Origin of the sequence: Actinoalloteichus sp. AHMU CJ021 (assembly GCF_002895405.1) — a bacterium.
Taxonomy (GTDB): domain Bacteria; phylum Actinomycetota; class Actinomycetes; order Mycobacteriales; family Pseudonocardiaceae; genus Actinoalloteichus_B; species Actinoalloteichus_B caeruleus.
Window position 1 is genome coordinate 1,371,942 of record NZ_CP025990.1, and the last position, 26,607, is coordinate 1,398,548.

Genomic DNA, 26,607 nt, shown 5'->3' on the forward strand with positions numbered 1-26,607 from the left:
CGAGCCTCCCTCAGTCGCCGTTCTCGAGGCCGAGGGAGAAGGTGGCCTCGATGTCCTGGCGCGAGTAGCTGCGGAACGCGATGTGCGTGTCCGTGTCGACCACGCCAGGAACCCGGCCGATCCCACCCGGGATGATCTCGGCGAGCCGCTCGTGCTCCCCGACGCGGATCATGGCGATCAGGTCCACGTCCCCGGCGCACGAGTACACCTCGGTCACCCCGTCGAGGTCCGCGATGGCCTGCGCGGCCTCGGGGATCCGGTCGGCCTCGGCCTGGATGAGCACGATCGCGGTAATCACGGAACCTCCCGGAGACACACCCCACTGCTGTCCCGCAGTCTAGGAGCCGCCAACCCACCGGACCGCGCCGGTGCCCCACCCCCGGCTCCCCCGCCAGCCCGGAGACGACGACGGGGGCGGTCACCCGTGGGTGACCGCCCCCGTCCGACGTGGTGCCACGTCGTCACCGCTTCTTCGGCGACTCCTCGTTCGTGGCGCCGCCGATGCCCTCGTCGTCGCCCTCGCCCTGGCCCGACTCGTCGGCCCGACGGTTCTCCCCGCCGAGCAGGTTGACGTTCTCGCCGTGCGCGTCCCGCAACGACCGGGTCTCCTCCGGCGGGTCCGGGGTCAGCAGGCTCCCCTCGACCGGGTGGCCCGCCGAGCCCAGCTGGTTCATCCGCTTCGGAACCGCGGCGCCCTGGTAGGGCAGCGGGACCGCGTGACCGTGGTCGTCCACCCCACCCAGGGGCTGGTGGACCTCGATGAACTCACCGTGCGGCAGCCGCCGGATGATGCCGGTCTCGATGCCGTGCTCCAACACCTCGCGGTCGTGGTGCTGCAGGCCGAGGCAGACCCGGTAGGTGATCAGGTAGGCCAGCGGCGGCAGCAGCAGCAACCCGATCCGACCGGCCCAGGTCATCGCGTTCAACGAGATGTCGAACTGCTCGGCGACGATGTCGTTGGCACCGGAGATGAGCAGCACCATGAAGAAGGTGATGGCCATCATCCCGAGCCCGGTGCGGACCGGGGCGTCCCTCGGACGCTGCAACAGGTTGTGGTGCGCGTCGTCCTTGGTGAACTTCTTCTCGATCCAGGGATAGGCCCCGGCCACCGTGAAGATCAGCCCCATGCCCACGACCGTCGGCCAGAACACCGCCGGGATCATGTAGTTCCCGAGGTAGATCTCCCACGACGGCCATAGTCGCGTCATGCCGTCGGTCCAGATCATGTACCAGTCCGGTTGGGACCCCGCGGACACCTGCGACGCGTTGTACGGACCGATGTTCCAGATCGCGTTGATCTGGAAGATGCCGCCCATCAGCGCCAGCACACCGAAGACCACCGCGAAGAAGCCACCGGCCTTGACCGCGAACACCGGCATGATGCGGACGCCGACGACGTTGGTCTCCTTGCGCCCCACGCCCGGGAACTGGGTGTGCTTCTGGTACCAGACCAGACCGAGGTGGATGGCGATCAACGCGAGGATGATGCCGGGCAGCACCAGGATGTGGATGGTGTAGAAGCGCGGGATGATCTCGTAGCCGGGGAACTCCCCGCCGAACAGCGCCCAGTGGACCCAGGTACCGATCACAGGGATCGACAGCACGATCCCGGAGGCGATCCGGAGGCCGGTGCCGGAGAGCAGGTCGTCCGGCAGCGAGTAGCCGGTGAAGCCCTCGAACATGCCGAGGACGAACAGCAGGATGCCGATCACCCAGTTCAGCTCACGCGGCTTCCGGAACGCCCCGGTGAAGAACACGCGGAGCATGTGCACCACGATCGCCGCCATGAACAGCAGGGCCGCCCAGTGGTGGACCTGCCGGGCGAAGAGGCCACCGCGCACCTCGAACGAGATGTCCAGCGACGAGGCGTAGGCGCGGGACATCTCGATGCCCCGCATGTTCTCCAGCACGCCCTGGTACTCGACGTGCTCCATCGACGGGTCGAAGAACAGCGCCAGGTAGGTGCCCGTCAGCAGCAGCACGATGAAGCTGTAGAGGGCGATCTCACCGAGCATGAACGACCAGTGCGTCGGGAAGACCTTGTTCAGCTGCCGCCGCATGCCCTTGGCCATGTGGAAGCGGTCGTCCGCCCAGGTGGCGCCCGCTGCCGCCGCCCGAGCCGCTGCCCCCTGGGGACGGGTCGGCTTGGTGTTCAGCGTCGTCATGACTTGCGCTCCCAGAAGCCGGGGCCGACGGGTTCGATGAAGTCGCCCTGGTTGGACGTGTCCTGGTTGGTCACCAGGAACCCGTCCTCGTCGACCATGATCGGCAGCTGGGGCAACGACCGGGTCGCGGGGCCGAAGATGGGCTTGGCGTAGCTGTGCACCACGTCGAACTGCGACTGGTGGCAGGGGCACAGCAGCCGGCCGGTCTGCTGCTCGAACAGCGAGGTCGGGCAGCCGAGGTGGGTGCAGATCTTCGAGTAGGCGTAGTAGTCGCCGTAGTTGAAGGTCTCCTGGCCCTTGCGCTTGGTCGGTTCCGAGCCCGGCCGCAGCCGGATCAGCATGACCGGGTTGTCCGACTTGCGCAGCGCCTTGAAGAGCGCGTGGTCGTCACCCCGCTCGGACTCGCGGAACGGGAAGACCGTCTCGAAACCACCGGCCTTGAGGTCCTCGGGGCGGACCAGCGAGATCTCGTGCGGATCTCCGGTGTCCCGGCGGAGGTAGACCTTCTCGCCGTCGTAGGAGCGCCACCCGGTGTGCCAGAGGGAGTCGGGGCTGTCGCTGTGCGCCCACGGGTTCCTGACCAGCCCGCCGAGGGCGAAGACCCCCAGTCCGACGCCGAACACGCCGGCCCCGGCAAGCCCGGTGCGCTTGATCAGCGAACGCCGGGCGAGGCCGCTGCGCTGACCGGAGTCCGCGAGCAGGGCGGCGGTCGTCCGCTTGTCGACCTCCGAGGACCCGCCGTCGTGGCGCTGCTGCACCGCCATCTCCTCGGGCACGAACTTCTTGGCGTAGGAGATGACGCCGATGCCGACCGCGAGGATGGACAGGCCGAGGGTGATGCCGATCAGGGGCGTGTACAGCGAGTACAGGAAGTGCCCTTCGGAGAAGGGGCTCTCGTACTGCCACGGCCAGACGACGTACAGGACGATGAAGGCCAGGCCCGAGACCGCGGCGAGGATGAACCACGCCGCCACCTGCCGCTCGGCGCGCTTCTCCGCCCTGGTCCCCTTGACCGGCCACCGGTCCTTGTACTTGACCAGCTCGACGTCGTCCAGTTGGACGCCGAGGCGCACCAGCTCGTCCTGGCTCATGTCCGCGAGCTCGGCGTCGCTCGGGACGCCCTTCTCCTGCCCGCTCATTGCTTGGCTCCGATCCACATGGTGATGCCCACCAACGCGCCGATTCCGACGACGAAGATGATGACGCCCTCCACCGCCGGGCCGAAGCCGCCGAGCGCGGTGAGTCCGCCCGGGCTGTTGTTGCCGTCCGACACGGACTTGACGTACGCGATGATGTCCTGCTTCTCCTCCGGGGTGAGCTGCCGGTCGGAGAAGACCGGCATGTTCTGCGGCCCCGTGAGCATCGCGGTGTAGATCTCGTCCTCGGTCACCCCGTCCAACGCGGGGGCGAACTTGCCCGAGGACAGCGCTCCACCACGACCGGTGAAGTTGTGGCAGGACGCGCAGTTCAGGCGGAACAGCTCGCCACCGCGAGCCGGGTTCTCACCTCGCAGCGCCTCGCCGGTGGCCTCCGGCGTCTCGGGGCCGCCCCCGTTCGCCTGGATGTACGCGCCGAGGGCGTCGACCTCCTGCGGGGAGTACTTCGACGGCTTGCGCTGGGCCTGCGCCTCCTGGCGCGCCATCGGCATCCGGCCGGTGGAGACCTGGAAGTGGACGGCGGCCTCACCGACGCCGATCAGGCTCGGCCCCCGGTCGGTGACGCCCTCCAGGTTGCTCCCGTGGCAGGTGATGCACGCGTTGTTGTACAGCCGCTCGCCTTCGGCCACCAGTGAGGCCTGCTCGCTGGCGGTCGCGACGTGCGGAGTGGGCACGAGGGCGCTGTAGAGCGCACCCGCTCCGAACAGCGCGGCGCCCAGCACGAGTACGCCGGAGATCCGGCGGCGCAGCTTGGAACGGAACCCGCTCCGCCGCTTAGCGGTGGTGGTCATGTGTGCGGCAACCCTTGCTGTCGAGTTCAGGCACGGACGGAAGAGATCAGGGGACCAGGTAGATGCAGGCGAACAGCCCGATCCACACGATGTCCACGAAGTGCCAGTAGTACGACACGACGATCGCCGAGGTCGCCTGGGCAGGCGTGAACTTGCTCATCCTCGTCCGCATGAGCAGGTACACGAACGCCACGAGTCCACCGATCACGTGCAGCCCGTGGAAGCCGGTCGTCATGTAGAAGACCGTGCCGTAGGCCGAGGAGGCGATCGTGGTGTCGTGGTGGACGATCATCGTGTAGTACTCGCCGGCCTGACCCGCGACGAAGATGGCGCCCATGATCAGGGTCACCATGTACCACCGACGCAGTCCGAAGACGTCGCCCCGCTCCGCCGCGAACACACCGAGCTGGCATGTCACCGACGACAGGATCAGGATGATGGTGAACGGCGCCGCGTAGGCGAGGTTCAACTCCGCCGGAGGCGGCGGCCACGGCCCATCGTTCTGTGCCTTCACCGTGAAGAACATGGCGAAGAGCCCAGCGAAGAACATCAGCTCGCTGGACAACCAGACGATGGTGCCGACACTGACCATGTTGGGTCGGTTCAGCGTGTGCACGCGTTGGCTGATGGAGGGCGATGCCGTTGTCACGCGACGCATTATTACTTGGAGGAACTCCGCTCGCCCGGTCGGGTCCCGGGTCCGGCGCGGCGACGGGTCGCCATCGTGGACGGCCGAGCCGCTCGGGCGGCCCCGTTCGGGTCATGCGGTTGCCGCGAGCGGACCAGGTTCACGCCCGTCGCCCCCCGGGGAGACGATCTCGGGCGTGACCTGCCGAAGGGCCAGCACCTGCCACGGCCACCGGCCGGGGTCGGCGGGGGGAGAGGACACCGGGACATGACCACCGAACGCGGCGGGTTCTGGCGGCGGTTGGGGTTCGGCCGCCGTCGTCCGAGCCCTGACCTCGATCCCGACGACCCCCGGCTCGTGGTGGTCGTCACGGCTTTCGACGACACCGAGGCCGCCTCGGCGAGCCTCGCCAGGGGGACGAGGTGGCGGCCCACCGAGCCCGCGTTGCTCCGGCACCACCTCGTGCTGCCACCCGATCGCGTCGCGCGCGCGGTGGAGTCGGTGACGGCCGAGGGCTACGCGGCGCGCACGGGGACCGAGGCCGGTCCGGACGGGCGGGTCACGCTCACCGCCACGCGCACCCAGCTGCTCGACGCGCTGCACTGCTCCCAGGAGCGGTCGCGGATGGCGGGCCTCGCGCAGCGGCTCGGCGGCGACGCCCGGGGCTGGGAGGCCCTCCAACCCGAGGTCGGTTAACGGATAGCATCAGCGGGCATCGCTCGCGATCCCGCTGGAGGTTCAGGCGCAGATGAGCACGAACATCACCAACGTCCTGGTGTTCAGCCACCGCCCCGAGGTGCGGGACGCGATCATGACCGCCGTCGGCCGGCGCCCCGCCCCGGACCTGGGCCGGGTCAGGTACGTGGAGGCGGCCACCATCGACGAGGTCGTGTCCGTCGTCGACGAGGGTGGCGCCGACCTGCTGATCCTCGACGGTGAGGCCCAGCCGACCGGTGGGATGGGCATCTCGCGGCAGCTCAAGAACGAGATCGCGGCCTGTCCCCCTGTCGTGATCGTGGTCCGCCGGCGGGACGACCGGTGGTTGGCCACCTGGTCCCAGGCTGACGCGGTGCTGGTGCACCCGCTCGACCCGCTGGCGGCGGCCGAGACGGTCGCCGAAGTCCTCCGCACGACGGCGTTGCCGGTCGTGCACGGCTGAACGGAGCCGCCGTGTCCGACACCGTCCAGACCTGGCCCGGTCTGCTGTCGAGGCTGACCGCGCGCGTCGACCTGTCCCGAGCGGACACCGCGTGGGCGATGGACCAGATCATGAGCGGCACGGCAACCGGAGCGCAGATCGGCGGCTTCGTCGCCGCGTTGCGCGCCAAGGGCGAGGTCGCCGAGGAGATCGAGGGGCTGGCCGAGGCCATGCTCGGGCACGCCCGCCGGATCGAGGTCGGTGCCGGGGCGGTCGACGTCGTCGGCACCGGCGGGGACGGCGCGCACACCGTCAACATCTCCACCATGACCTCGATCGTGGTGGCCGCGGCCGGGCTCCGCGTGGTCAAGCACGGCAACCGGGCGGCCTCGTCCAAGTGCGGGACCGCCGACGTGCTGGAGAGGCTCGGCGTCGCGATCGACCTCACACCCGAGGCCGTCGAGCAGTGCGTCCGCGACCTGGGCATCGGCTTCTGCTTCGCGCCGACCTTCCACCCGGCGATGCGGTACACCGGCGCGGCCCGTCGGGAACTGGGCATCCCCACCGCCTTCAACGTCCTCGGTCCGTTGACCAACCCCGCCCAGCCGTCGGCCGGGCTCATCGGCTGCGCCGACCCGAGGATGGCGCCGGTGATCGCCCGTGTGCTGGCGGGCCGGGGGAACTCGGTGCTGCTGGTCAGGGGTGACGACGGTCTCGACGAGTTGACCACGACCACCACCTCGACGGTGTGGGTCATCCACGACGGCCAGGTCCGGCAGGACGTCGTCGACCCGGACGCGCTCGGCGTGCCACTGGGCACGGCCGAGGCGCTGCGCGGCGGTGAGGCCGACTTCAACGCCGAGGTGGTGCGTGAACTGGTCGCGGGGCGCGCCGGGCCGGTGCGCGACGCCGTCCTGCTGAACGCCGCCGGCGCGCTGACCGCGCACGACGGCTTCCGGGGGCCGTTGGCGTCCGGCATCCGGGGCAATCTCGAGCGCGCGGCCGCGGCGATCGACTCCGGTGCCGCCGCCGAACTGCTGTCCCGGTGGATCGACCACTCGACCGCGCTGCGCTCCCGGTTCCGGTGACGGCCGGACGCTGACGGCCCGCCATCCCGGCGACGGCTCCCGACCGGGGGCGGCGCACAGGGGGCCCGCCGGGCGGCGCCCATCGAGACCTCACGCGTTCCTCACCGACCCCGTACCGCCGCTGAGCTGATCGCTGCGCGCCGCGCGGGCCGGCCCCCGGGGGATCTCACCCCCGTCGGGATCCGCGTCGCGAGGGAGCCGCGCCGGCGCCGAGCGAACCGACCTCGGCCCCCGTCCCCTGGCATCCCCCACCGCGCCGGTGGGACCGGCACCGCCGCGTCGTCCCCGGCGCGGCCCGAGGTCCGCGCTCGGCCCGTGTCCGTCGAGGTGGTGCCGAGGACGGGCGAGGCACCTCGGGCTGGACCCCAGGGGGCTTCGCGCGCCGCTCGGTTCCCGTGGCCCGACCATCCCGCCGTGGGAGGCGGGAGGACGGACCGGCACCGAGAACACGACGAAGGCCCGGATCGGTGATCCGGGCCTCCATCGACTACCTGGGCCCGCGCGTCGCGGGCGGTACCGTCACTCGTGCTCGGGACCCCGGTGGTACTCGAAGAGCAGACCGCCCACCGTCAGCAGCACCGCGACGGTCCCGGCCACGATCAGGTACATGTGGAACATCGCCAGCCCGACGCCGGTCAGGGCGCACGCCCCGGCCAGGCCGAGCGGCCAGTAGCTCCCGGGGCTGAAGAAGCCCAGCTCGCCGGCGCCGTCGCTGATCTCGCCGTCCGGGTTGTCCTCGGGGCGCTCGTCCAGCCGCCGCGCGATGAACCGGAAGTAGACGCCGATCATCAGCGACAGCAGTCCGGTCAGGAACAACGCCGTGACGCCGACGGGCTCGCCCGCCCAGAACAGGTAGACAACCGCCACGACGATGCAGAACACCGCCGTCAGCTCGAAGATCCTGGCTTCGACCTTCATCGAGTCCTCGCTCCCAAACTCCGCTGCGCCGACGCGGTCAGTTGCCGTCCCGCGTGCTGGCCTCGCGGGCCGTGCGGTCGGTCTCGAACGGGTAGGTGGTGACTGCCTGCGGGGCGCAGAGCTCACCGCAGTCCATCTCGGTCAGCGCCTCGGCGGCCGTGTAGGGCGCACCCGTGGTCGGGTTGTCCTGCGTCCGCAGACCCATGTACTGGTCGAAGAGGTCGGTCGGCAGCGCGCGGACCTCGAAGTTCATCATCGCGTGGTACGAGCCGCACAGCTCCGCGCACCGCCCGACGAACGAACCGGAGCGGTCGATGGTGTTCTGGAAGACGTTGTCCTGGTTGTTCGCCTCGGGGTTCGGGATGTTGTCCCTCTTGAAGAGGAACTCGGGAACCCAGAAGGAGTGGATCACGTCGTTCGAGTACAGCTCGTACTGGATCACCTGGTCGGTGGGCAACACCAGCAGCGGGATCTCGTCGCTCGTGCCGATCGTGCTGACCTCGTCGCCGTCCGGGGTGGTGTAGCCCTGGTAGCGGAACTCCCAGTTCCACTGGAAGGCCACCACGTCGACGGTGACGTCCGGATCATCCTCGGTGTTGGTGACGTAGTTCTGCGTCACCGCCGTGAAGTAGAAGAGCACGGAGATCATGACCACCGGGATGACCGTGTAGACGATCTCCAGCGGAACGTTGTACTGCGTCTGCCTCGGCATCTCGTCACCGCGCTTGCGGTGGAAGATGACGGGCCACAGGATCAGGGCCCAGACGATGACACCGACGACCAGGGCGGCGATCACCGACCAGGTCCAGAGCTGGCGCATGTCGGTCGCCTGCGGGGTGATGCCCTCGGGCCACCCGAAACGAAGTACGTCCCCGGCTGAGCATCCGGTGGTCGCGATGGCGACCAGGCCGAACAAACCGCTCAGCTTGGTCAGCCGTGCTGCCTTCGGACCCACTACTCGACGCCTCCTCGCTCAGACTTTCCGCCGTGGCGGTACCGCGTCGCCGCCACGTCCAGCGCGCGAGCAACGCCGCCGGATCTCGTGCGGAAGCGTAGCCCAGCAACTTGTGCACCGCCGTCCCGGGGTGAGCCGCGACGGACGGCCGCCGCCCCCGGCATACTGGCCAGACGTCCCGACGGACGTCAGAACTGCAACCCGATGCGGGAAGGTGCGGAACGGCGTGTGTGGCCTACTGGGTCTGGTCTGCCCCACTGAGAACGACGCCACGGCGGCTCGCGCCTCCGTCGCGGAAGCGATGCGCTGCCAGCGTCACCGCGGTCCCGATGAGACCGCGACGCTCCAGCGGGACGAGGTGGTCTTCGGCTTCAACCGGCTGTCGATCATCGACGTCGAGCGCTCACACCAACCGCTCACCTGGGGGCCACCCGAGTCCCCCGAGCGCTACACCATCATCTTCAACGGCGAGATCTACAACTACCTCGAGCTCCGCGCGGAGCTGGTCGAGCAGTTCGGTGCCCGGTTCGGCACGGACGGCGACACCGAGTCGATCGTGGCCGCCTACCACTACCTCGGCCCGTCGGCGGTGGGTCGCCTGCGCGGCATGTTCGCCTTCCTGATCTGGGACTCCGAACGGCAGGTCGTGTTCGGTGGCCGTGACCCGTTCGGGATCAAGCCGCTGTACTACATCACCGGGCCGCACGGGGTGGCCTTCTCCAGTGAGAAGAAGAGCCTGCTGCACCTGGCGCCGTCCCTGGGCCTCCAGCCCGCGCTGAACCAGAGCGCGCTGCAGTACTACCTGACGCTCCAGTACGTCCCCGAGCCCGCGTCACTGCACCACGGCATCCGGCGGATCGAGTCCGGCACCTCGTTCACGATCGAGCCGGGCAGCCAGCCGGTGACCGAGCGGTACTTCACCCCCACCTTCGCCCCCCGCCCGACGAAGGGGCCGGCGGACTCGAACCGGCTGTACAACGAGATCGCCGACGTGATGCGCGACTCGGTGGCCAAGCACATGCGGGCGGACGTGACGGTGGGTTCCTTCCTTTCGGGGGGCATCGACTCCACCGCCATCGCGGCGCTGGCCAAGCAGCACAACCCCCAGCTGATCACCTTCACGACGGGCTTCGAGCGGCAGGGCTACTCGGAGGTCGACGTGGCGGCCGAGTCCGCGGCGGCGATCGGCGTCAAGCACGTCGTCCGCACGGTGTCGGCGGACGAGATGATGGAGCACCTGCCCTCGGTCGTCTGGTACCTCGACGACCCGGTGGCCGACCCGGCGCTCGTCCCGCTGTGGTTCATCGCCAGGGAGGCTCGCCAGCACGTGAAGGTCGTGCTGTCCGGCGAGGGCAGCGACGAGCTCTTCGGCGGCTACACGATCTACCGGGAGCCGCTGTCGCTGGCGCCGTTCGAGAAGGTGCCCGGCACGCTGCGCAAGGTCATGGGCCGGGTCTCGGCGAAGATCCCGGAGGGCGTCCGGGGCAAGGACCTGCTGCGCCGGGGTGCCCTGTCGTTGGAGGAGCGCTACTACGGCAACGCCCGGATCTTCCGCGACGACCAGTTGCGGCGGGTGCTGCGCACCTTCGACCCGGTGCTCTCCCATCGTGACATCACCGCGCGTGCCTACCGGGAGTCCGAGAGCTGGGACCCGGTCACGAGGATGCAGTACGTCGACATGTTCACCTGGCTGCGGGGCGACATCCTGGTCAAGGCCGACAAGGTGACGATGGCCAACTCGCTGGAGCTGCGGGTGCCCTTCCTCGACCCCGAGGTGTTCCGGGTGGCCTCCCGCATCCCGCTGGAGGAGAAGATCACCCGCGAGACCACGAAGCACGCGCTGCGGCAGGCCCTGCGGGACATCGTCCCGGCGCACGTGCTCAACCGGCGCAAGCTGGGCTTCCCGGTGCCCCTCCGGCACTGGCTGCGGGACGAGATGTACGCCTGGTCGCGGGATGTCGTCCAGCGTTCGGACACCGACAAGCTGATCGACAAGAACGCGGTGCTCGCCATGATGGAGGAGCACCGGAACGGCTCCATCGACCACAGCAGGCGGATCTGGGCGCTGGTCGTGTTCATGCTGTGGCACGGCATCTTCGTGGAGGGGCGGATCAACCCCGAGATCCCCGAGCCGCACTACCCCGTCCGGGTGTAGGGCGACCCCGGCCGCGAGCGGGGTGTCGGTCACGCTCCATAACCGGCACCCCACCCAGTCGAGTGAAACCCGGTCAGGGGGGCCTCGCGGGCGATGTTACTGGCCAGTAGCAGTGGGAACGGCCCGTGCGGCTGCCTACCGTCTGCGGTGTGGACACACCAGGCAGGATTGATCCGGCCTCGCTGCGCGAACTCATCGTCGACGGCGGCCAGGTCCCCGTTGACCTGCTGAGATCCGAGGCGGAGGTGCCCGCTCCACGGCCCGCCCCCGTCTGGGAGGTCGACGACGAGTGCGTTGACCAGGTCGGTGGGTTCCCCAGCGTGGGCGACTGCGGCTGACCGAAGGCGGTGGCGGGCCGGCTGCGACCACGCAGCGGCACGCCTTCACCGCCCGGATGAGGAACACCACGCCCGGCAGGGGCCCCACGGGCACCACCTGGTCCCGCCCAGCCACCCGTACGCGCGGCCCCCACCACCACGACGAGGGGCCACCGGCCGGGCGGCGGACGGCACCGCCGGTGGGGTGGTCGGGCGCGCTCCACCCGTCCCTCGTGCTCCGGGTGCCACCGCGCGGCGACCCGCGCCGCTCCCCAGCCGAGCCGCCACCGGCCCCGGCCGGGTGGCAGGGACGGTCCCGTCCGCGAGCACGACCCGACCGGCGCTCCGGCACGAACTCACGACCTGGTTCCCGTGTCCCCCGTGGCGCTGGGGCCTGCCACGCTCCGCTGGTGCCGCCTCGCTGGCACCCGGAAGCCAGCGGCCGCCCCACCGGGCGCCCTGACCCACCACGCCAGCCCGCCGCCCCCGAGGGGCGGAACCGCCCCGGTCGGGCGGGGAGCTTCGCTCGCGTTCCCGCGCCCCTCGCGACCGTCGCCGTCCGGCCACCGACCGGACGCGGTCGGGCGCTCCGGGGCACCGGAGGTGGCGGTGGACGTCGGCGCGCCTGCCGGAGCGGCTGGTTCACCTACCCCTTCGTGCGACTTCCTTGGTCATTTTCCGCGCCCTACGGTGGTGAAACGACGAGAAAGTGCGACCGCAGACCCGTGTCAGCCGACGCCCGCCTCGCACGGAAGGTCAAGGCCATGTGGAGTAACCCGTTGTCGATCATGACTGTGCTGGGCGTCCTCGGGGTGGTCAGCGGCGGCTGGACGATGTGGAACACCAGGCGGTCCCCCCGACCACGGCACCCCTCGGCCAGGGAGATGGACCGGATGCGGGCGAGTCGGGTCCGGCTCCGCCGCGAGCGCTACTCGGTGCAGGCGATCCTGGACCGGTGCCAGGAGGTACGACCGGTGGGCAGCGCGCCGCCGAGGAGCGCCCGGGAGCGGGCGGCGGGTCCGCTCGGCCTGACGGGGTGGCCTCCGCTGCTGGCCGGGATCACGGATGCCGCGGCGCCGCTGGGCGGGGAGTTGGGCAGGGTTCGGGTTGACCTGGCATCGCGCCCGGTGGCCCGGGCCCGCCGGCTGGCGGGAACGGCTGGTTCGACGCGGCGGGCCGGCTGATGGCCGGTGATGACGAGCCTTCGGCGCGGCGGGCGTGCCGGGCGTGGTGACGATGACCGATCCCTCCCGCCGACCGGTGCGCCGGTACTGGGCCTTCGGCCTGACCTTCCGCTGGGTCGAGAACGACGGCTTCGTCGTGGTCAAGAGGGGGTATGTCGACGAGGGGAGCACCGTGATCCAGGTGCACTCCCGCCAGTTCCCCGTGCAGGACCGACCGGGCGAGACGGCGGGGCACGACCAGGCCAGTTGGTTGGCGACGATTCCCACGCCGGCCGCGCGCTGGTACGAACCCACCGCGCTGTCGGAACTGGCGGCGGCCTGGGCGGCGGCGCACTCCCGTTCCGGTGCCACCGGCACCTCACGAGCGCTGGGGTGAGGCCCCCGACCGGACGAGGACGGGCCGGGCAGAGGCGGGACGTCAGGCGGGGTGGCGGTCAGGTGTCGCGGAGCCGCACCCCCGGCCCGACGCCGGGGGACCGCGCCAGGGGACAACGAACGGCCCGTGCCCGGTCGAGCCGGACACGGGCCGAATCCTCCCGCTACCTGGGTGCCCCGCGCTGGCGCCCGTCAGTGGAACGAGTCGCCGCAGGCGCAGGAACCGGTCGCGTTCGGGTTGTCGATGGTGAAGCCCTGCTTCTCGATGGTGTCGACGAAGTCGATCACCGCCTCCTGCACGTAGGGCGCGCTCATCCTGTCGACGACCACCTTGAGCCCGTCGAAGTCGCGGCTCGCGTCGCCGTCGAGCATCCGCTCGTCGAAGAACAGCTGGTAGCGCAACCCTGCGCAGCCACCCGGCTGGACGGCGATCCGCAGGTGCATGTCATCGCGGCCCTCCTGGGCCAGCAGCGCCTTGGCCTTCGTGGCTGCCGAGTCGCTCAGCGTGACGCCGTGGGTGGCGGGCTCCTGGGTGGCAGTCTCCTGGGCGGTCATGGCTCTCCCTCAAAGTCCTGCTGGTCGGGGCGAGCTCGGCCCCGTGTCTCGTGCGGGAGCCGATCGGGCTCCCGCGTCCATACTGACACAGGAGGGCGGGAGGGGGACACGTGCGCGCACCCGCTCGGGGCGTCAGCGCCCTCCCCACTGGCGGGCGACGTCGGCGGCCAGCGCCGTGAGGGTGGGCGCCGGCTCGGCGAGGGCGGCGTCGACCGATCCGGCGTGCTCGGCGACGGAGAAGGCGCGTTCCACTCCCACGGCCGCCGCCTCACGGCGGCCGACGGCCACCTGGCCGGCGAGGACGAGGCAGGGGACGCCCCGGTCGGCGGCGGCCCGGGCGACGACGGTGACCAGCTTGCCGCGCAGGGACTGCCAGTCGAAGCTCCCCTCGCCGGTGAGCACCAGGTCGGCGGTGTCGAGGGCCTCGTCGAGGCCCGTGAGCGTTCGGACCAGACCGGCGCCAGACTCGGTCGTCCCACCGAGCGCCAGCAGCCCGGCTCCCAACCCGCCGGCGGCACCCGAGCCGGGGACATCGCGGACGTCCAGCCCGGTGGCGGCGGTGAGGGCGTCGGCCCAGCGGGTCAGCGCGGTGTCCAGGGCGGTGACGGTCCCGGCGTCGGCGCCCTTCTGCGGGCCGAAGACGGCGGCGGCGCCGTGCTCGCCGACCAGCGTGTGCTCGACGTCCGAGGCGAGGACCACGCGCATCCCGTCCAGGTCCGCGGTGCCCCTGATCCCGGCGCAGCCGGTGAGGGCGAGCCCACCGGGTTCGAGGGGAGCGCCGTCGTCCCCCACCGGGACGGCGCCGAGGGCGGACAGCATCCCGGCGCCGCCGTCGGTGCTCCCCGAACCTCCGAGGCCGACCACGGCCGTGGCCACGCCGGCGTCCCTCGCGGCCGCGAGGAGCTCCCCGACTCCTCTCGTACCGGCGCGTCCCGCGTTCTCCGGGGTGCGCCGCGGCACCAGGTGCAGGCCGCAGGCCTGGGCCGACTCCAGGTAGGCGGTGCCGGAGCGGCGGCCGGTGGTCGCCCGCTCCGAGCGCACCTCGAGCCACTCCGCCTCGACCGGGTCGCCGAGTGGCCCGCTCACCCGCCTCCGGTGCACGGTGCCGCCGAGCGCGGCGCGCAGGACGTCGACGAAGCCGGGGCCGCCGTCCGCGACCGGGCGGGCCACCAGCTCGTCGCCGGGGCTGCCGCGCCGCCATCCCTCGGCGATCGCCTCGGCGGCCTCCGGGGCGGTGAGGGTGCCGCCGAAGCAGTCAGGTGCAACCAGGATCCGCATGGCGGCCAGCCTACGAAGGTCGACGGGGCCGGGGAGCGCCGGCGACGGCGGATGGCCCGTTCCGGCAGGATGCGGACGGGACCGACACTCCCGTCCGCGACATCGCGGCCTCATTTAGGCTGGTGTGTGTGAGGTTCCTTCGCCGCAAGACGAACGCTGACAGCCCCACCGAGGACAGCCAGACGGTTCTGGTGGCGGAGGAGGCTGCCGAGACGACGCCCGCCGGCTACACGCCGGGCAAGGGGCGGCCCACTCCCAAGCGCCGGGAGGCGGAGGCACGCCGCCGGGGTCCGGTGGCCCCTCCCCCGAAGACCCAGCGCGAGGCGATCCGCAGGATGCGGGGCAACAAGGAGGAACGGCGTCGCGCCACCGCCGAGCGGCGGGAGCGGATGATGTCGGGGGACGACCGCTACCTGCTGCCCCGGGACCGGGGGCCGGTGCGCGCCTACGTGCGCGACCTGGTCGACTCGCGCCGCAACCTGATGGGCCTGTTCATGCCACTGGCCCTGCTGGTGTTCGTCTCCCTGGTCGCGATGCCGATGGAGGTCCAGCAGTACTCCGGCCTGGTCACCTCCGCCATGCTGATCGTGATGATCGTCGAGGGCGTGAGCCTGGGCCGGATGATCGTCAAGCGGGTCCGGCTGAAGTTCCCCGACTCCACCGCCCGCGGGTTCGGCCTCGGTTGGTACGCCTTCACCCGGGCGACCCAGATCCGCAAGCTGCGCGTGCCCCGCCCTCGGGTCACGCCCAAGGACGCCAAGCGCATCTGGAGCTGACGACGCGGCCGCCGGTCGAGGGCGACCGACACCGGCCAGCCGTTGCGACCACGAACTCGTTAACGAGGCAAAAGACCCGGGTACGATCCCGGCATGGAGTTCCGTCGCCTGGGCCGAAGCGGCCTGTCCGTCAGTGAGATCTCGTACGGCAACTGGCTGACCCACGGCTCGCAGATCGAGGAGGAGCAGGCCAAGGCCTGCGTGCACGCGGCGCTGGACGCCGGGATCACGACATTCGACACCGCCGACGTCTACGCCGGCACCAAGGCCGAGTCCGTCCTGGGGCGCGCGCTGGCCGGGCAGCGCCGCGAGGGCCTGGAGATCTTCACCAAGGTCTTCTGGCCGACCGGGGACGGCCCCAACGACCGCGGCCTCGGCCGCAAGCACATCATCGAGTCGGCGAACGCGTCGCTCCGCCGGTTGCGGGTGGACTACGTCGACCTGTACCAGGCCCACCGCTTCGACCGGACGGTGCCGCTGGAGGAGACCTTCCTCGCGTTCGCGGACCTGGTCCGCCAGGGCAAGGTCCTCTACGTCGGGGTGTCCGAGTGGACCGCGGAGCAGATCGCCAGGGGTGCCGAGCTCGCCCGCGAGCTCGGGGTCCCGCTCATCTCCAACCAGCCCCAGTACTCGGCGCTCTACCGGGTCATCGAGTCGCAGGTCGTGCCGACCTGCGAGCGGGAGGGCATCAGCCAGATCGTCTGGTCCCCGATCGCGCAGGGCGTGCTGACCGGCAAGTACCTGCCGGGGCAGCAGCCGCCCGCCGACTCGCGCGGGTCGCACGAGTCGACCAAGAGCATGGTCTCCCGCTGGCTGCGGGACGACGTGTTGGAGCGGGTGCAGCGGCTCAGGCCGGTGGCCGAGGAGGCGGGGCTGTCCCTCGCCCAGCTGGCCGTGGCCTGGGTGTTGCAGAACACGAACGTGGCCTCGGCCATCATCGGCGCTTCCCGTCCCGAGCAGGTGACGGAGAACGTCAAGGCGGCCGGCGTGACCCTCGAGCGGGAACTGCTCGACCGGATCGACGAGATCCTGGGTGACGTCGTCGAGCGCGACCCGATGCTGACCGTCTCCCCCTGATCAGCCGCGCGGTTCACCCGCCCCCGGCCTGGCGCCACGGCGGGGGCGAGTGGACCGCCTCAGACGCAGGACGCCGCCTCCTGCCAGCCGTCGTCCCCCTCCCTGGGGTCCTCCGGCCCCCAGCTCACCGAACTGAGCCTGGCGGCGACCTCGCCGGCCGCCGTCAGCGTTCCGCGGCCGTCGAGGCTGGTGGTGGCCCACATCCCCGTCTCGTTGCCCACACCGCGAACCCCGATCGGCACCGCGACCAGGTAGACGTGCCGGTAGGAGGAGGACTTCACCGCGGCTCCCGGCCCGGCGACGAAGGCCTCCTCGGTGAGGACGGACCGGATGCGGTCCATCACCCCGTCCGGCACCTCCTGGCACCGGTCGGACGGCTCGGCACACGCGCCGGTGAGCGAGCTGGCGAGCACGCTGATCATTCCGGTCACGAACATCATTCGGGCCGCGCGCACGGACGTGTCCCCTCCCCAGGAGTCAGCTTCGGCCGACGGGCGGAGCGGCGGACGCGCCGCGCGGGGCGGCGTGGTCGCGCTCTGGGCGCCCTGACCAGTCGCCGGGTTCCCCCGATCCCGCTCGGCTAATCCGGCGGGCCGGCCCGCCGTCAACCAGACGAGTTATCGGCCGCCGCCGGGACCGCGTTGAGGCCCGGCCCCACCCGCACGGCGCGGCCCCCGAGGCCAGTCCCGTCGGAACGTCAGCCCCGGCGGCGACGCAGCAGCACGGCCGCGCTGATCCCGGTGATCGCCATGATCGCGACGCCGATGGCCGAGGTCACCGACATCCCGTGCACGAAGGCCGCCCTCGCGTTGTCCATCAGCGTGGTGGCCAGCTCGGTGGGCAGGCCGGCCGCGGCGCTCTGGGCACCGGCGATGGTCTCGCGGGCGGACTCGGCATCCTCCCCCGGCACACCGGTCGGCACGACGAGGTCGCGTTGGTAGACGGCGATGAGCACGCTGCCCAACACCGCCGTGCCGAGGGCGGCACCGAGTTCGTAGGCCGTCTCCGAGATCGCCGCCGCGCCGCCCGCCCTGGCGGGCGGTACCGCGCCGACGATGGCGTCGTTGGTCAGCGTCTCGGCCAGGCCGACACCGGCGCCCAGCACCGCGAAGGCGAGCACCAGCCGGGCGGCTCCGCCGTCGACCGGCAGCCCGACGGCGATGACGTAGCCGAACGCGGCGGCGAGGAGTCCGGCGCTGATCAGGATCGGCACCCGGATGTGGCGGGCGAGCAGGACGGCCAGCAGGGCCGCCGCCACCTGGGCCAGCAGCCCTGGCAGCAGGCGGACGCCGGCCTCGACCGGGCTCAGACCGAGCACCAGCTGGAGGTACTGCGAGACGAAGAACAGGAATCCGACCAGCGCGAAGACGCTGAGGAGGTTGCTGGCCACCGCGACGCTGAACATCCGGTCCCGGAACAGCCTCAGGTCGAGCAGCGGGGTGGGCCGCCGCAGCTGCCGCCGCGTGAACAGCACCGCGAAGAGCACACCCGCCACGAGGCAGAGCAGGGCCTCCGGCGAGGCGCCGGACTTGGCCAGTGCCTTGACGCCGTAGACGACCGGCAGCATCGCCGCGAGGGAGAGCCCCACGCTGACGAGGTCGAAGGGACCGGGCGCGGGATCGCGGGACTCGGGGAGCAGCAGCGGGCCGAACACGAGCAGCAGGACCATGACCGGCACGTTGACCAGGAACACCGAGCCCCACCAGAAGTGCTCGAGCAGCCAGCCGCCGAGGATCGGGCCGAGCGCGGCGCCGCCGGCGAAGGCGGAGGACCAGACCGCGATGGCCAGCCTGCGCTGGCCGGGGTCGAGGAAGATGCTCCGCAGCAGGGAGAGGGTCGAGGGCATCAGCATCGCCCCGAACACACCGAGCAGGGCCCTGGCCGCCACCAGCAGTTCCGGGCTGGTCGCGTAGGCGGCGAGGATCGACACCAGGCCGAAGCCCGCGCCGCCGACGAGCAGGAGCCGGCGACGGCCGAGCCGGTCGCCGAGCCCGCCCATCGTGACCAGGAGCCCGGCCAGCATGAGGGAGTAGATGTCGACGATCCAGAGCAACTGGGTGCCCGAGGGGGCGAGTTCCAGGCTGAGCGCGGGCACCGCGAAGCTGAGAACGGTGTTGTCCACCGCGACGAGCAGAACGGGCAGCATCAGCACCGCCAGTGCCGCCCACTGGCGGGTCCCCGCCCTGGGGGCGGGTCCGCCCTCGCGGATCGCCGGCTCCACCGCGCCTGACATGATTCCCTCCTCATCAACTGTACCGTCCGGACGGTACACCCCGAAGGGGGAGCCGTGCCACTGAGTAAGGTGCTGCCCATGAGCGCCGCCCGCGACCGCATCCTCGACGCCCTGGAGAGCCTCCTCATCGACAAGGGGGTGCTGGCCGCGACGCTCGACGCGGTCGCTTCGGAGGCCGGGGTGTCCAAGGGCGGGCTGCTGTACCACTTCGGCAGCAAGGAGGCCCTGTTCACCGGGATGTTGGAGCGGCTGCGGGCGCGGGGCGTCGAGGACGTCCAGCTCATGCTCCAGGCCCCGGGCGGCCCCACCCGCTACCACCTGGAGACCTCGATGGTGGAGCGGGGCGATCCGCTGCACCGCTCCTTCGTCGCGGCCACCCTCCTCGCCCAGTCCACCGGGGGGCAGGCCAGGGATGTCATCGTCGAACTGAACGAGCGCTACCTGCGGGCGCTCCTCACCGAGATCGACGACCCGGAGCTGGCCAGGATCGTCCAGCTGGTCGGGGACGGCCTCTACTTCAACCTGGCGATCGACGCCCAGCACCCCTCGGAGGTCGCCCCGGTGCTCGAGCGGGTCCGGCGGCTGGTCAGCGAGGCGGACCGCCGCTGACCAGCCGTGGGCGCCGTCAGTTCCTGGCGTCCTCGAGTTCCCGTTCCGGCGTGGGCCGCCGGACGAACGGTGCCCGGAGGGTGGCCACCAGGTGCGCCCGGTTGCGGACCACGGCGATGGTCGCGAGGACCGCGTACACCCCGGAGATCACGTACCTGGCCTCCTGGCCGGGGAAGAGGAACTGCACCAGGAAGAGCCCGAGCAGCGTCCACGCCGCCCACCGGGGGAAGCGGAGGGCCAACAGCACCGCGACACCGAGCATCGTCTGCGTCGCGGTGAGCACGAACTCCTCGATCTGGCGCCCGTCGAGCTGGAGCGCGGCGGGACCGCCGCCGATCAGGTAGGCGATGGGCAGGCTCCCCACCAGGAGGGTCCACTGGTTGACCTTCGCCGAGACCAGGGTGCCGATCGCGATCGCCCCCTTGCCCCGGAGCGCGAAGAGGATGGCGACGATGAACTCCGGCGCCTCCGAGGCCAGGGGGGCGAGCCACTGCACCAGGAGGAACTCGTCGATCCCCAGAACGGAACCGGTCGCGACCAGGGCGTTCGCGAAGGGTTCCGCGCACAGCAGGATGACGGCCGCCGACACGACGAACAGGCTGACCACCAGCGGACGGCGTCGACGGGCCGGGAGCGCGCCGATGACCGCGGCCGGCCCGACCAGCTCCGCCTCCGGGGTGTCCACCCGGGACACCCGCCAGAGGTAGAAGAGGAAGAACGCCAGGAGCGCGATCCCCAGCACGAGGTGGATCTGCCCGGTCAGCGGGATCACGAGGGCGACGACCGAGGCGATCGCGAGGAAACCCAGCTCCACCCGGTAGCCGGGGTGGAGGACGAGTTCCCGGATCGGCTTCCCGGACCTGCGGCGCGCGACGAACAGGGCCACCAGCACCACCACCGACCACCCGAGCCCGAGCAGCAGCCGGTTGGACCCGGTCATGTTCGCCGCCGCGTAGGCGACGTGCTCGGGGTTCTCGGCCGCGGTGTAGGCGAAGTAGAGGTCGACGGCGTACTCCGGGAGCACCGCGATGAGCGCCAGCAGGGCGATCGCGAGACCACCGGAGATGTCGACCTCGGCGGCCTCGGCGGCCCAGGCGAGCACGAAGGCCGACGCGACGACCGCGGCGCCGAACACCGCGAGGGACAGCACCGGGGGTGTCTCGACACCACCGAAACGCACCACGAGCGCGGGCAGCGCCAGCAACAGGCAGATCCCCAGCGGCCGGAACAACCTGGCAAACATCGAACCCTTCCCCTCAGCGGGTCCGGCCGGTTCGCCACGGGGACAGAACTCCGGCCAGACGTGAGTCATGGCCGAAGGTCTCGTTCACCCTGACCTGGTCAGGGCCTCGCCGCCGGAGGCCTGGGCCCCAGTGTGTCGACGACGAGCTTGCGAACTACTCCCCTTCGGAGGCCCACAGCCTGGCACACGTTTAGACGTTTTCGCAAGTGTGGAAGTTTTGATCCGGCATCGATCCGAAACCGGACACGACCGGCCCAGGCGCCGCCACCTCGCGACGAGGACAATGGGAAGGACCATGAACGACAAGACCGCGGCGCGCACGAGACCGCCAGAAGCGTCCACCGGACCCACGACGGCTCAGCTCGCGTCGGCGGCCGGCACCTTCGACCTGCTGTCCACGCCGACCAGGCTCCACCTGGTGTGGCTGATGTCCCAGGGAGAACACGACGTCGGGACCCTCGCGGCGCGCGTCGGGGTGAACATCGCCACGGTCAGCCAGCAGCTCGGCAAACTCCGGCTGGCCGGCATCGTCACCTCACGACGCGAGGGCCGCCGGCACATCTACACCGTGGAGGACCCGCACGTCCTCACCCTGGTCGAACAGATCTTCGAACACATCGCACCGGACGGCTCGCTGGCGCCCGACCCGCCCCGCCAGCCCTGAGGCACCGGCAGCCCGCCGGACGGTCGGGCGCTCCGGCCAGGCCGCCCGGCCACCGACCGAGGAACGACCGGCGCCGTCCGGGGCGCCGGCCGGCCCGCCCGCTCAGGACTCCGGGCTCAGGCTCATCGGGCCGTAGACCTCGGCGTCGTCCCGGAGCAGCGTGACCGAGGCGACCCCGGCCGCGCGCAGCGCCGGCCACTCGTCCTGGAACCACTCCTCGGCGTCCTCCTGCTCGCCGAAGACCATCTCCGGGCCCGCCACCTCGGAGCCCGTCGCATCCTGGTAGCGCCAGCGGTAGCTCACTCTCGTCTCCCTCACTCGCCCGTGCGAACGGTGCGACCGTAGCCAGGACACCCCCGGCCGGACCAGGTCGTCCCGCCGTCCGGACGCCGGGAGGAGTTCCCGCCCGCTACTCCGCGCCGGCCGGCCGCCCGGCGAGGTGGTGGCCGTCCCCGTTGGTCCGGGCCCGCCCGCCCCTCTGGCAGGCTTGGCGCGGACAGGTCAGCCGACGCGTCGAGGCCAACGGAGGAAACACGTGTCCAGTGCGGAGCCCAGCATGCGGGACGTCGAGTTCCCGGAGGTCCCCCGGCCCGACGAGCAGGCCCGGCGACAGGCGGTCGCACGACAGGAGAGCCTGACCAAGCCCGTCGGTTCCCTCGGCCGTCTCGAGGAGCTGGGAGTGTGGATCGCCGCCTGCCAGGGCACCTGCCCGACACGGCCGTTCGCCCGCCCCCGCCTCGTGGTCTTCGCCGCCGACCACGGCGTGGCCGCCAACGGGGTCTCCGCCTACCCGCCGGAGGTCACCGCGCAGATGGTCACCAACCTCCTCACCGGCGGAGCCGCGGCCAACGTGGCGGCGGCCAACGCCGGCGTCGGGGTCCGGGTGGCCGACATCGCCGTCGACGCCGACACGCCGGGCCCCATCGCCGGCCACAAGGTCCGTCGCGGCTCCGGGGTGATCGGGCGGGAGGACGCGCTGACCGAAGCCGAGGTCGTGGCGGCGGTCCAGGCGGGGCGGACCATCGCCGACGAGGAGGTGGACGGCGGCGCCGACCTGCTGGTCGTCGGCGACATGGGGATCGCCAACACCACCGTCGCCGCCACCCTGGCCGCCGCGCTCACCGGCATCGAGCCCGTCGCGGCCGTCGGCCGGGGCAGCGGCGTCGACGACCGGGGATGGATGCGCAAGACCACCTCGATCCGCGACGCGCTCCGCCGGGGTCGCCCGGCGGCGCACGATCCGCTCAACCTGCTGCGCGTCTCCGGCGGGGCCGATGTCGCGGCCCTGACCGGATTCCTCGCCCAGGCCGCCGTCCGCCGCACCCCCGTGGTGCTGGACGGCCTGCTCACCGGCGTGGCCGCCCTGCTCGCCGAGGACCTCGCTCCCGGCGCGGCCCGGTGGTGGGTCGCCGGGCACCGGTCGGCCGAACCGGCGCACGACGCCGTCCTCCGACAGCTCGGCAAGGAACCGCTGGTCGACCTGGGTCTCCGGCTGGGTGAGGGCACCGGCGCGTTGGCCGCGTTACCCCTGCTGACCCTCGCCGGGCGGGCGCTCGGCGAGATGGCGACCTACGAGGAGGCCGGGGTGTCCGGTCCCGTCATCGCTCCCCCGCCACTGCCGGGGGCCGTCCGCGACTGAGGTCGTCAAGGCGTTCCTCCCCGTGACCGCGCGGGGCCGGCCCAGCCGGACCCCGCGCCGCGCGCTCACAGCCCGTCGACGGTCGACAGGAGCAGCACCGCCGCCACCAACCACCCGAGGCCGCAGAGGACCAGCAGCGGATGCCACCGCCGCCGAGGCCGCTGGTCGACCAGCAACCAGCCACCCGTCCCCAGGGCGGCCGCGGTAGCGAGAACGAGACCGGTGATCGCCAACCACTGTCCAGAGTCCACCGCGTCATGGTGCGGGTCGCGGGGCGAGGACCGCACGGCGCGGGGCCGGCCGCGCCGGGAACGTCCCCGCAGCCGGCGTCGCCGTGGCGGCGACGCCCCCTCGACCGGCGGGAGGGCGGCACCGCGCACGGTCCGGCGGGATCGCCGGGACCGGCCACGACAGGACCACACCGGCGGAGAACGCGTCGACGAGGTACCCGCCGTCAGCCGGTCGTCCGCGCGCCACCCGTCCAAGGCCGACCGTTCCCGAGCCGTCCTCGTGGCCGGCCGGCGCACGAGGACCGCTGCCCGGGAACGGCGGGGCCGAAGCCTGGCTCCCCGGAGTCAGGCCAGCGTGCGCATCCAGCCGTGCGGGTCGGGCGACAACCCCCGCTGCAACGACGTCAGCCGGTCCCGCAGGCGAGCCGTCACCGGACCGGTCCCCCCGTCACCGACCACGAACTCACCGCCAGCGTGCCGCACCCGGCCCACCGGGGTGATCACGGCGGCGGTGCCGCACGCGAAGACCTCGGTGATCTCCCCCGACGCCGCCCCTGCCTCCCACTCCTCGGTGGAGATCCGCCGCTCCTCGACGGGAAGGCCCAGGTCGGAGGCGAGTTCGAGGAGCGAGCGGCGGGTGATCCCCGGCAGCAGGGTGCCGGTCAGCGCCGGCGTCACGAGTCGCGCCCCCGCCCCCTCGCCGAAGACGAAGGCGAGGTTCATGCCGCCCATCTCCTCGATCCAGCGGCGCTCCACGGCGTCCAACCAGACGACCTGGTCGCAGCCCTGCGCGGCCGCCTCGGCCTGCGCGAGCAGCGAGGCCGCGTAGTTCCCCGCGAACTTCGCGGCGCCCGTCCCCCCGGGGGCGGCCCGCACGTACTCGGTGGACAACCAGACGCTGACCGGTTTCACCCCACCCGTGAAGTACGCCCCCGCCGGCGAGGCGATCAGCAGGTAGGAGTAGCGGTTCGCCGGTCGCACGCCGAGCCCCACCTCGGTGGAGATCATGAACGGCCGCAGGTACAGCGACTCCTCCCCGCCGAGGGGAACCCAGTCGCGGTCCACGGTGACGAGTTCGGTGAGCGACCCGAGGAACAGCTCGTCGGGGAGTTCGGGCATCGCGAGCCGGCGGGCCGAGGCCCGGAACCGCTCGGCGTTCAACCCGGGGCGGAAGGTGGCGACCGAACCGTCGGGCTGGTGGTAGGCCTTGAGCCCCTCGAAGACCGCCTGCCCGTAGTGCAGCACCATGCTCGCGGGGTCCAGGGCCAGGTCCTGGTAGGGCAGCAGCGCCGCGTCGTGCCACCCGAGGTCCTCGTCCCAGTCGACGCGCACCATGTGATCGGTGAAGAACCGACCGAAACCCGGGTTCTCCAGTACCTTCGCCCGCTCCGCGGCAGAGGCCGGTCGGTCGGTGAGGGTCCTGGTGAAGGGCGTCTCGGGCGTCATGGCGTGCAGACTAGTACTTTCTCCCCTCTCCGAGAATCGAGTCTCGGAGTGTCGGAGGTCCGAGTATCCCGTCGTGCCCCGAAGGCGCTGGTCACCGCCCTGGTGCGGCTCAACTCGGCAGCGGGTCCACCTCCGGGGGGCACGTCCACGCCGGCAGCTCGGGACGGGGCCAGTCCGGGTCGGGCGGATCGAGGTGGCTGCCGTCGAAGGGGAACGCACCGGCCTCGGCGAGCGCGATCATGCGTTCGCCCTCCGCCCGCAGCAGCACCGCCTGCTCCTCGGTCACCCGCCCCGCCGCGAGGGCGGCGACCAGTTCGTCCTCGTCCTTCCACTCCCACGTCCGATCCGGTCGGACGAAGACGTCGAGCACCCCGTCGAGGCGGTCCACGCCGAACGGCGTCCGACCACACGGGATCTCCAGGTTCACGTACCAGCCGAGGAAGTCGCCGTCAGGGCCGAAGAACCACCACACCGAGGCCCACTGGCCCTCCGGTACCCAGCGGAGGGTGGAACTGCCCGTCCAGTGCGACCGGCAGGGACGCCGACCCAACACGAAGCGCTGCTCGAGCGGCGCCTCCCGCACCAGCCGGCCGTCCGGCAGGCGGGTCGCGACGATCTCGGTGCCGCCGAGGACCCAGCAGAGCACGGCGGCACCGTCGTCGGAGACGACCCGGGCCGGGTGCACCGCGCTGACGGTGCCGTCGGGGCGCAGGAAACGGAACAGGATCTCCGCGCCGGCGGCCCAGCGCGTACCCGGCCCCGGTCGTCCCTCGTTCGTCCTCATCGGACGTGGGACGGCACGAACGGAGGCTTGACCACCTCACACGGCAGCGGGCGGCCCCGAACGTCGACCACGACCTCGGCACCGAGGTCGACACCGGCGGCGGAGTCCACCAACGCCAGGGCGATACCGACCCGCAGGGACGGGGAGAAGGTCCCCGACGTCGTGCGGCCGATCACCGCGCCCTGCCCGTCCAGCACCGGCATCCCCGAGCGGGGGATGCCCCGACCGGTGGCCCGGAGTGCCCGCAGCCGGCGCCTCGGCCCCTCGGCCTTCTCCCCGAGCAACGCCTCCCGCCCCCAGAACGCGTCCTTCCGCCAGCCCACCGCCCACCGGGCACCGCCCTGCAGCGGGCTGATCTCCCGGGACAGGTCCTGGCCGTGCAGCGGGTAGCCCATCTCGGTCCGCAGCGTGTCCCGCGCGCCCAACCCGCAGGCCCGGCCGCCCTCCTCGCCGGCGGCGGCCAGCAGGGCCTCGAAGAGGTCGGAGGCCCCGTCGCTGTCGACGACCAGCTCGTAGCCGTGCTCCCCGGTGTAGCCGGTGCGGCAGATCCGCAGTCGCCGGCCCCCGTGCTCGACGTCGACGAAGGCCATGTAGTCCAGGTCGGCCGGCAGGCCGGTCGCCTCCAGCACCGCCCGCGAACGGGGCCCCTGCACCGCGAGGACGGCGAGGTCGGTGTGCTGGTCGGTCACGCTGATCCCGTCGGGGGCGACCCGGCGCAGCCGGTCGGCGACCTCGGCGGTGTTGGCGGCGTTGGGCACCAGGAACACCTCGTCGTCGTTCACCAGGTAGGCGATCAGGTCGTCGACGACCCCGCCGTCCTCGGCGCAGCACAGGGTGTACTGGGCCTGCCCCGGTCCGATCCGGCCGAGGTCGTTGGTCAGGCACGCGTTGACGAAATCCGAGGCCCCCGCGCCGGCCACGGTGGCCTTGCCCAGGTGGGAGACGTCGAACACGCCCACCGCCTCGCGGACCGCCGTGTGTTCGGCGACCACCCCGCCGTCGGCGTACTGGATGGGCATCTCCCATCCGCCGAACGGGGCGAAGGTCGCGCCCCGCCGCTCGTGGTTGGCGTGCAGCGGCCCCCTCCTGGGCCCCCGCGCTGAGTGCGTCCCGGCGGGCTGGCCGGTGTCGTCGGAACGGGACTCGGGCGATGGTGTTGGCGAAGTCACGGGCCGAACGCTACCCGTGGCGCGCCACGCGGC

29 protein-coding genes are annotated in these 26,607 nt (G+C 71.8%); 12 read left to right on the forward strand and 17 right to left on the reverse strand.

Features of this window, described 5'->3' with window-relative positions; all coding sequences use genetic code 11:
• Nucleotides 1–10 precede the first annotated feature (10 nt).
• The 5 genes from C1701_RS05520 to ctaE form a co-directional block, all read right to left on the reverse strand.
• Nucleotides 11–298, reverse strand: coding sequence for an Lrp/AsnC family transcriptional regulator (locus C1701_RS05520; RefSeq protein ID WP_026418228.1), 288 nt, complete (start codon nt 296–298; stop codon nt 11–13).
• 163 nt (nt 299–461) lie between these two features.
• A complete protein-coding gene (qcrB, locus tag C1701_RS05525) occupies nt 462–2,165 on the reverse strand; it encodes a cytochrome bc1 complex cytochrome b subunit (protein WP_026418227.1) in 1,704 nt (567 codons plus the stop codon).
• On the reverse strand, nt 2,162–3,304 hold the full coding sequence (qcrA, locus tag C1701_RS05530; protein ID WP_026418226.1) for a cytochrome bc1 complex Rieske iron-sulfur subunit: 1,143 nt from the start codon (nt 3,302–3,304) through the stop codon (nt 2,162–2,164). The genes qcrB and qcrA overlap by 4 nt, the downstream gene beginning before the upstream one ends.
• Nucleotides 3,301–4,113, reverse strand: a complete 813-nt coding sequence (qcrC, locus tag C1701_RS05535; RefSeq protein WP_026418225.1) for a cytochrome bc1 complex diheme cytochrome c subunit — start codon at nt 4,111–4,113, stop codon at nt 3,301–3,303. The genes qcrA and qcrC overlap by 4 nt, the downstream gene beginning before the upstream one ends.
• A gap of 46 nt (nt 4,114–4,159) precedes the next feature.
• The gene (gene ctaE / locus C1701_RS05540; RefSeq protein WP_081715338.1) at nt 4,160–4,771 is read right to left on the reverse strand and encodes an aa3-type cytochrome oxidase subunit III; all 612 of its coding nucleotides are present in this window, start codon (nt 4,769–4,771) and stop codon (nt 4,160–4,162) included.
• A gap of 237 nt (nt 4,772–5,008) precedes the next feature.
• Between ctaE and C1701_RS05545 the strand changes: the two genes are divergently transcribed.
• Genes C1701_RS05545 through trpD form a run of 3 tightly spaced genes read left to right on the forward strand, consistent with a single transcriptional unit; the run spans nt 5,009 to nt 6,967 of the window.
• Entirely contained in the window at nt 5,009–5,437 is a 429-nt protein-coding gene (locus C1701_RS05545; RefSeq protein ID WP_051313783.1) for a ribonuclease E inhibitor RraB, read from the forward strand.
• Nucleotides 5,438–5,489: 52 nt separating this feature from the next.
• Complete coding sequence (locus C1701_RS05550) at nt 5,490–5,900, forward strand: hypothetical protein (RefSeq protein WP_026418222.1); 411 nt, start codon at nt 5,490–5,492, stop codon at nt 5,898–5,900.
• 11 nt (nt 5,901–5,911) lie between these two features.
• Nucleotides 5,912–6,967 (forward strand): anthranilate phosphoribosyltransferase, encoded by a 1,056-nt coding sequence (gene trpD, locus C1701_RS05555; protein ID WP_026418221.1) that lies wholly within the window; start codon nt 5,912–5,914, stop codon nt 6,965–6,967.
• A gap of 519 nt (nt 6,968–7,486) precedes the next feature.
• On the opposite strand, the gene C1701_RS05560 is transcribed toward trpD, so the two are convergent.
• Nucleotides 7,487–7,885, reverse strand: coding sequence for a cytochrome c oxidase subunit 4 (locus C1701_RS05560; protein ID WP_026418220.1), 399 nt, complete (start codon nt 7,883–7,885; stop codon nt 7,487–7,489).
• A gap of 37 nt (nt 7,886–7,922) precedes the next feature.
• The gene (ctaC, locus tag C1701_RS05565; RefSeq protein WP_026418219.1) at nt 7,923–8,840 is read right to left on the reverse strand and encodes an aa3-type cytochrome oxidase subunit II; all 918 of its coding nucleotides are present in this window, start codon (nt 8,838–8,840) and stop codon (nt 7,923–7,925) included.
• Nucleotides 8,841–9,066: 226 nt separating this feature from the next.
• Here ctaC and asnB point away from each other — a divergent pair, with 226 nt between their 5' ends.
• The 4 genes from asnB (at nt 9,067) to C1701_RS05585 (ending at nt 12,872) form a co-directional block, all read left to right on the forward strand.
• On the forward strand, nt 9,067–10,995 hold the full coding sequence (gene asnB, locus C1701_RS05570; RefSeq protein ID WP_026418218.1) for an asparagine synthase (glutamine-hydrolyzing): 1,929 nt from the start codon (nt 9,067–9,069) through the stop codon (nt 10,993–10,995).
• 149 nt (nt 10,996–11,144) lie between these two features.
• Nucleotides 11,145–11,333: a hypothetical protein gene (locus C1701_RS05575; protein ID WP_026418217.1), complete on the forward strand. Its 189-nt coding sequence runs from the start codon at nt 11,145–11,147 to the stop codon at nt 11,331–11,333.
• 743 nt (nt 11,334–12,076) lie between these two features.
• A complete protein-coding gene (locus C1701_RS05580; protein ID WP_337662160.1) occupies nt 12,077–12,496 on the forward strand; it encodes a hypothetical protein in 420 nt (139 codons plus the stop codon).
• 52 nt (nt 12,497–12,548) lie between these two features.
• Complete coding sequence (locus tag C1701_RS05585; RefSeq protein WP_030103837.1) at nt 12,549–12,872, forward strand: hypothetical protein; 324 nt, start codon at nt 12,549–12,551, stop codon at nt 12,870–12,872.
• A gap of 191 nt (nt 12,873–13,063) precedes the next feature.
• Here C1701_RS05585 and C1701_RS05590 read toward each other — a convergent pair whose 3' ends face one another.
• On the reverse strand, nt 13,064–13,426 hold the full coding sequence (locus C1701_RS05590) for a HesB/IscA family protein (protein ID WP_026418214.1): 363 nt from the start codon (nt 13,424–13,426) through the stop codon (nt 13,064–13,066).
• 132 nt (nt 13,427–13,558) lie between these two features.
• Nucleotides 13,559–14,704 (reverse strand): glycerate kinase family protein, encoded by a 1,146-nt coding sequence (locus C1701_RS05595; RefSeq protein ID WP_026418213.1) that lies wholly within the window; start codon nt 14,702–14,704, stop codon nt 13,559–13,561.
• A 128-nt stretch (nt 14,705–14,832) separates the two neighbouring features.
• On the opposite strand from C1701_RS05595, the gene C1701_RS05600 reads away from it, so the two are divergent.
• Both C1701_RS05600 and C1701_RS05605 read left to right on the forward strand, forming a co-directional pair.
• Nucleotides 14,833–15,480, forward strand: coding sequence for a DUF3043 domain-containing protein (locus tag C1701_RS05600; RefSeq protein WP_026418212.1), 648 nt, complete (start codon nt 14,833–14,835; stop codon nt 15,478–15,480).
• A 93-nt stretch (nt 15,481–15,573) separates the two neighbouring features.
• Nucleotides 15,574–16,557 carry an aldo/keto reductase family protein gene (locus C1701_RS05605; RefSeq protein WP_026418211.1) on the forward strand — a complete coding sequence of 328 codons (984 nt, stop codon included), beginning with the start codon at nt 15,574–15,576 and terminating at the stop codon, nt 16,555–16,557.
• Nucleotides 16,558–16,616: 59 nt separating this feature from the next.
• Here C1701_RS05605 and C1701_RS05610 read toward each other — a convergent pair whose 3' ends face one another.
• Nucleotides 16,617–17,012 (reverse strand): hypothetical protein, encoded by a 396-nt coding sequence (locus C1701_RS05610; protein WP_155886079.1) that lies wholly within the window; start codon nt 17,010–17,012, stop codon nt 16,617–16,619.
• Nucleotides 17,013–17,254: 242 nt separating this feature from the next.
• Nucleotides 17,255–18,790 carry an MFS transporter gene (locus C1701_RS05615; RefSeq protein ID WP_103055642.1) on the reverse strand — a complete coding sequence of 512 codons (1,536 nt, stop codon included), beginning with the start codon at nt 18,788–18,790 and terminating at the stop codon, nt 17,255–17,257.
• A gap of 54 nt (nt 18,791–18,844) precedes the next feature.
• Here C1701_RS05615 and C1701_RS05620 point away from each other — a divergent pair, with 54 nt between their 5' ends.
• A complete protein-coding gene (locus tag C1701_RS05620; protein WP_211257292.1) occupies nt 18,845–19,399 on the forward strand; it encodes a TetR/AcrR family transcriptional regulator in 555 nt (184 codons plus the stop codon).
• A 16-nt stretch (nt 19,400–19,415) separates the two neighbouring features.
• Here the strand turns inward: C1701_RS05620 and C1701_RS05625 are convergent, their stop codons facing one another.
• On the reverse strand, nt 19,416–20,642 hold the full coding sequence (locus C1701_RS05625) for a sodium:calcium antiporter (RefSeq protein WP_035272957.1): 1,227 nt from the start codon (nt 20,640–20,642) through the stop codon (nt 19,416–19,418).
• 295 nt (nt 20,643–20,937) lie between these two features.
• On the opposite strand from C1701_RS05625, the gene C1701_RS05630 reads away from it, so the two are divergent.
• Nucleotides 20,938–21,306, forward strand: coding sequence for an ArsR/SmtB family transcription factor (locus tag C1701_RS05630; RefSeq protein ID WP_026418206.1), 369 nt, complete (start codon nt 20,938–20,940; stop codon nt 21,304–21,306).
• A gap of 102 nt (nt 21,307–21,408) precedes the next feature.
• On the opposite strand, the gene C1701_RS05635 is transcribed toward C1701_RS05630, so the two are convergent.
• Nucleotides 21,409–21,609, reverse strand: coding sequence for a hypothetical protein (locus tag C1701_RS05635; RefSeq protein WP_030103834.1), 201 nt, complete (start codon nt 21,607–21,609; stop codon nt 21,409–21,411).
• A gap of 253 nt (nt 21,610–21,862) precedes the next feature.
• Here C1701_RS05635 and cobT point away from each other — a divergent pair, with 253 nt between their 5' ends.
• Nucleotides 21,863–22,945, forward strand: a complete 1,083-nt coding sequence (gene cobT, locus C1701_RS05640; RefSeq protein ID WP_030103833.1) for a nicotinate-nucleotide--dimethylbenzimidazole phosphoribosyltransferase — start codon at nt 21,863–21,865, stop codon at nt 22,943–22,945.
• 65 nt (nt 22,946–23,010) lie between these two features.
• Here the strand turns inward: cobT and C1701_RS27175 are convergent, their stop codons facing one another.
• From C1701_RS27175 to gcvT, 4 genes are all read right to left on the reverse strand, one after another.
• Nucleotides 23,011–23,196, reverse strand: a complete 186-nt coding sequence (locus C1701_RS27175; RefSeq protein ID WP_156038255.1) for a hypothetical protein — start codon at nt 23,194–23,196, stop codon at nt 23,011–23,013.
• A gap of 324 nt (nt 23,197–23,520) precedes the next feature.
• Nucleotides 23,521–24,621 carry a branched-chain amino acid aminotransferase gene (locus C1701_RS05645; protein ID WP_103055643.1) on the reverse strand — a complete coding sequence of 367 codons (1,101 nt, stop codon included), beginning with the start codon at nt 24,619–24,621 and terminating at the stop codon, nt 23,521–23,523.
• 109 nt (nt 24,622–24,730) lie between these two features.
• Nucleotides 24,731–25,405 (reverse strand): DUF402 domain-containing protein, encoded by a 675-nt coding sequence (locus C1701_RS05650; RefSeq protein ID WP_026418202.1) that lies wholly within the window; start codon nt 25,403–25,405, stop codon nt 24,731–24,733.
• On the reverse strand, nt 25,402–26,574 hold the full coding sequence (gene gcvT / locus C1701_RS05655; RefSeq protein ID WP_081715337.1) for a glycine cleavage system aminomethyltransferase GcvT: 1,173 nt from the start codon (nt 26,572–26,574) through the stop codon (nt 25,402–25,404). The genes C1701_RS05650 and gcvT overlap by 4 nt, the downstream gene beginning before the upstream one ends.
• Between the last annotated feature and the right edge of the window lie 33 nt (nt 26,575–26,607).

Excerpts from the sequence above, each read along its gene's own strand:
- qcrB (WP_026418227.1), bottom strand. The coding sequence starts at position 2,165 with ATGACGACGCTGAACACCAAGCCGACCCGTCCCCAGGGGGCAGCGGCT.
- qcrA (WP_026418226.1), bottom strand. The coding sequence starts at position 3,304 with ATGAGCGGGCAGGAGAAGGGCGTCCCGAGCGACGCCGAGCTCGCGGAC.
- qcrC (WP_026418225.1), bottom strand. The coding sequence starts at position 4,113 with ATGACCACCACCGCTAAGCGGCGGAGCGGGTTCCGTTCCAAGCTGCGC.
- ctaE (WP_081715338.1), bottom strand. The coding sequence starts at position 4,771 with ATGCGTCGCGTGACAACGGCATCGCCCTCCATCAGCCAACGCGTGCAC.
- C1701_RS05545 (WP_051313783.1), top strand. The coding sequence starts at position 5,009 with ATGACCACCGAACGCGGCGGGTTCTGGCGGCGGTTGGGGTTCGGCCGC.
- C1701_RS05550 (WP_026418222.1), top strand. The coding sequence starts at position 5,490 with ATGAGCACGAACATCACCAACGTCCTGGTGTTCAGCCACCGCCCCGAG.
- C1701_RS05560 (WP_026418220.1), bottom strand. The coding sequence starts at position 7,885 with ATGAAGGTCGAAGCCAGGATCTTCGAGCTGACGGCGGTGTTCTGCATC.
- C1701_RS05580 (WP_337662160.1), top strand. The coding sequence starts at position 12,077 with ATGTGGAGTAACCCGTTGTCGATCATGACTGTGCTGGGCGTCCTCGGG.
- C1701_RS05585 (WP_030103837.1), top strand. The coding sequence starts at position 12,549 with ATGACCGATCCCTCCCGCCGACCGGTGCGCCGGTACTGGGCCTTCGGC.
- C1701_RS05590 (WP_026418214.1), bottom strand. The coding sequence starts at position 13,426 with ATGACCGCCCAGGAGACTGCCACCCAGGAGCCCGCCACCCACGGCGTC.
- C1701_RS05595 (WP_026418213.1), bottom strand. The coding sequence starts at position 14,704 with ATGCGGATCCTGGTTGCACCTGACTGCTTCGGCGGCACCCTCACCGCC.
- C1701_RS05605 (WP_026418211.1), top strand. The coding sequence starts at position 15,574 with ATGGAGTTCCGTCGCCTGGGCCGAAGCGGCCTGTCCGTCAGTGAGATC.
- C1701_RS05615 (WP_103055642.1), bottom strand. The coding sequence starts at position 18,790 with ATGTCAGGCGCGGTGGAGCCGGCGATCCGCGAGGGCGGACCCGCCCCC.
- C1701_RS05625 (WP_035272957.1), bottom strand. The coding sequence starts at position 20,642 with ATGTTTGCCAGGTTGTTCCGGCCGCTGGGGATCTGCCTGTTGCTGGCG.
- C1701_RS05630 (WP_026418206.1), top strand. The coding sequence starts at position 20,938 with ATGAACGACAAGACCGCGGCGCGCACGAGACCGCCAGAAGCGTCCACC.
- cobT (WP_030103833.1), top strand. The coding sequence starts at position 21,863 with ATGCGGGACGTCGAGTTCCCGGAGGTCCCCCGGCCCGACGAGCAGGCC.
- C1701_RS05645 (WP_103055643.1), bottom strand. The coding sequence starts at position 24,621 with ATGACGCCCGAGACGCCCTTCACCAGGACCCTCACCGACCGACCGGCC.
- C1701_RS05650 (WP_026418202.1), bottom strand. The coding sequence starts at position 25,405 with ATGAGGACGAACGAGGGACGACCGGGGCCGGGTACGCGCTGGGCCGCC.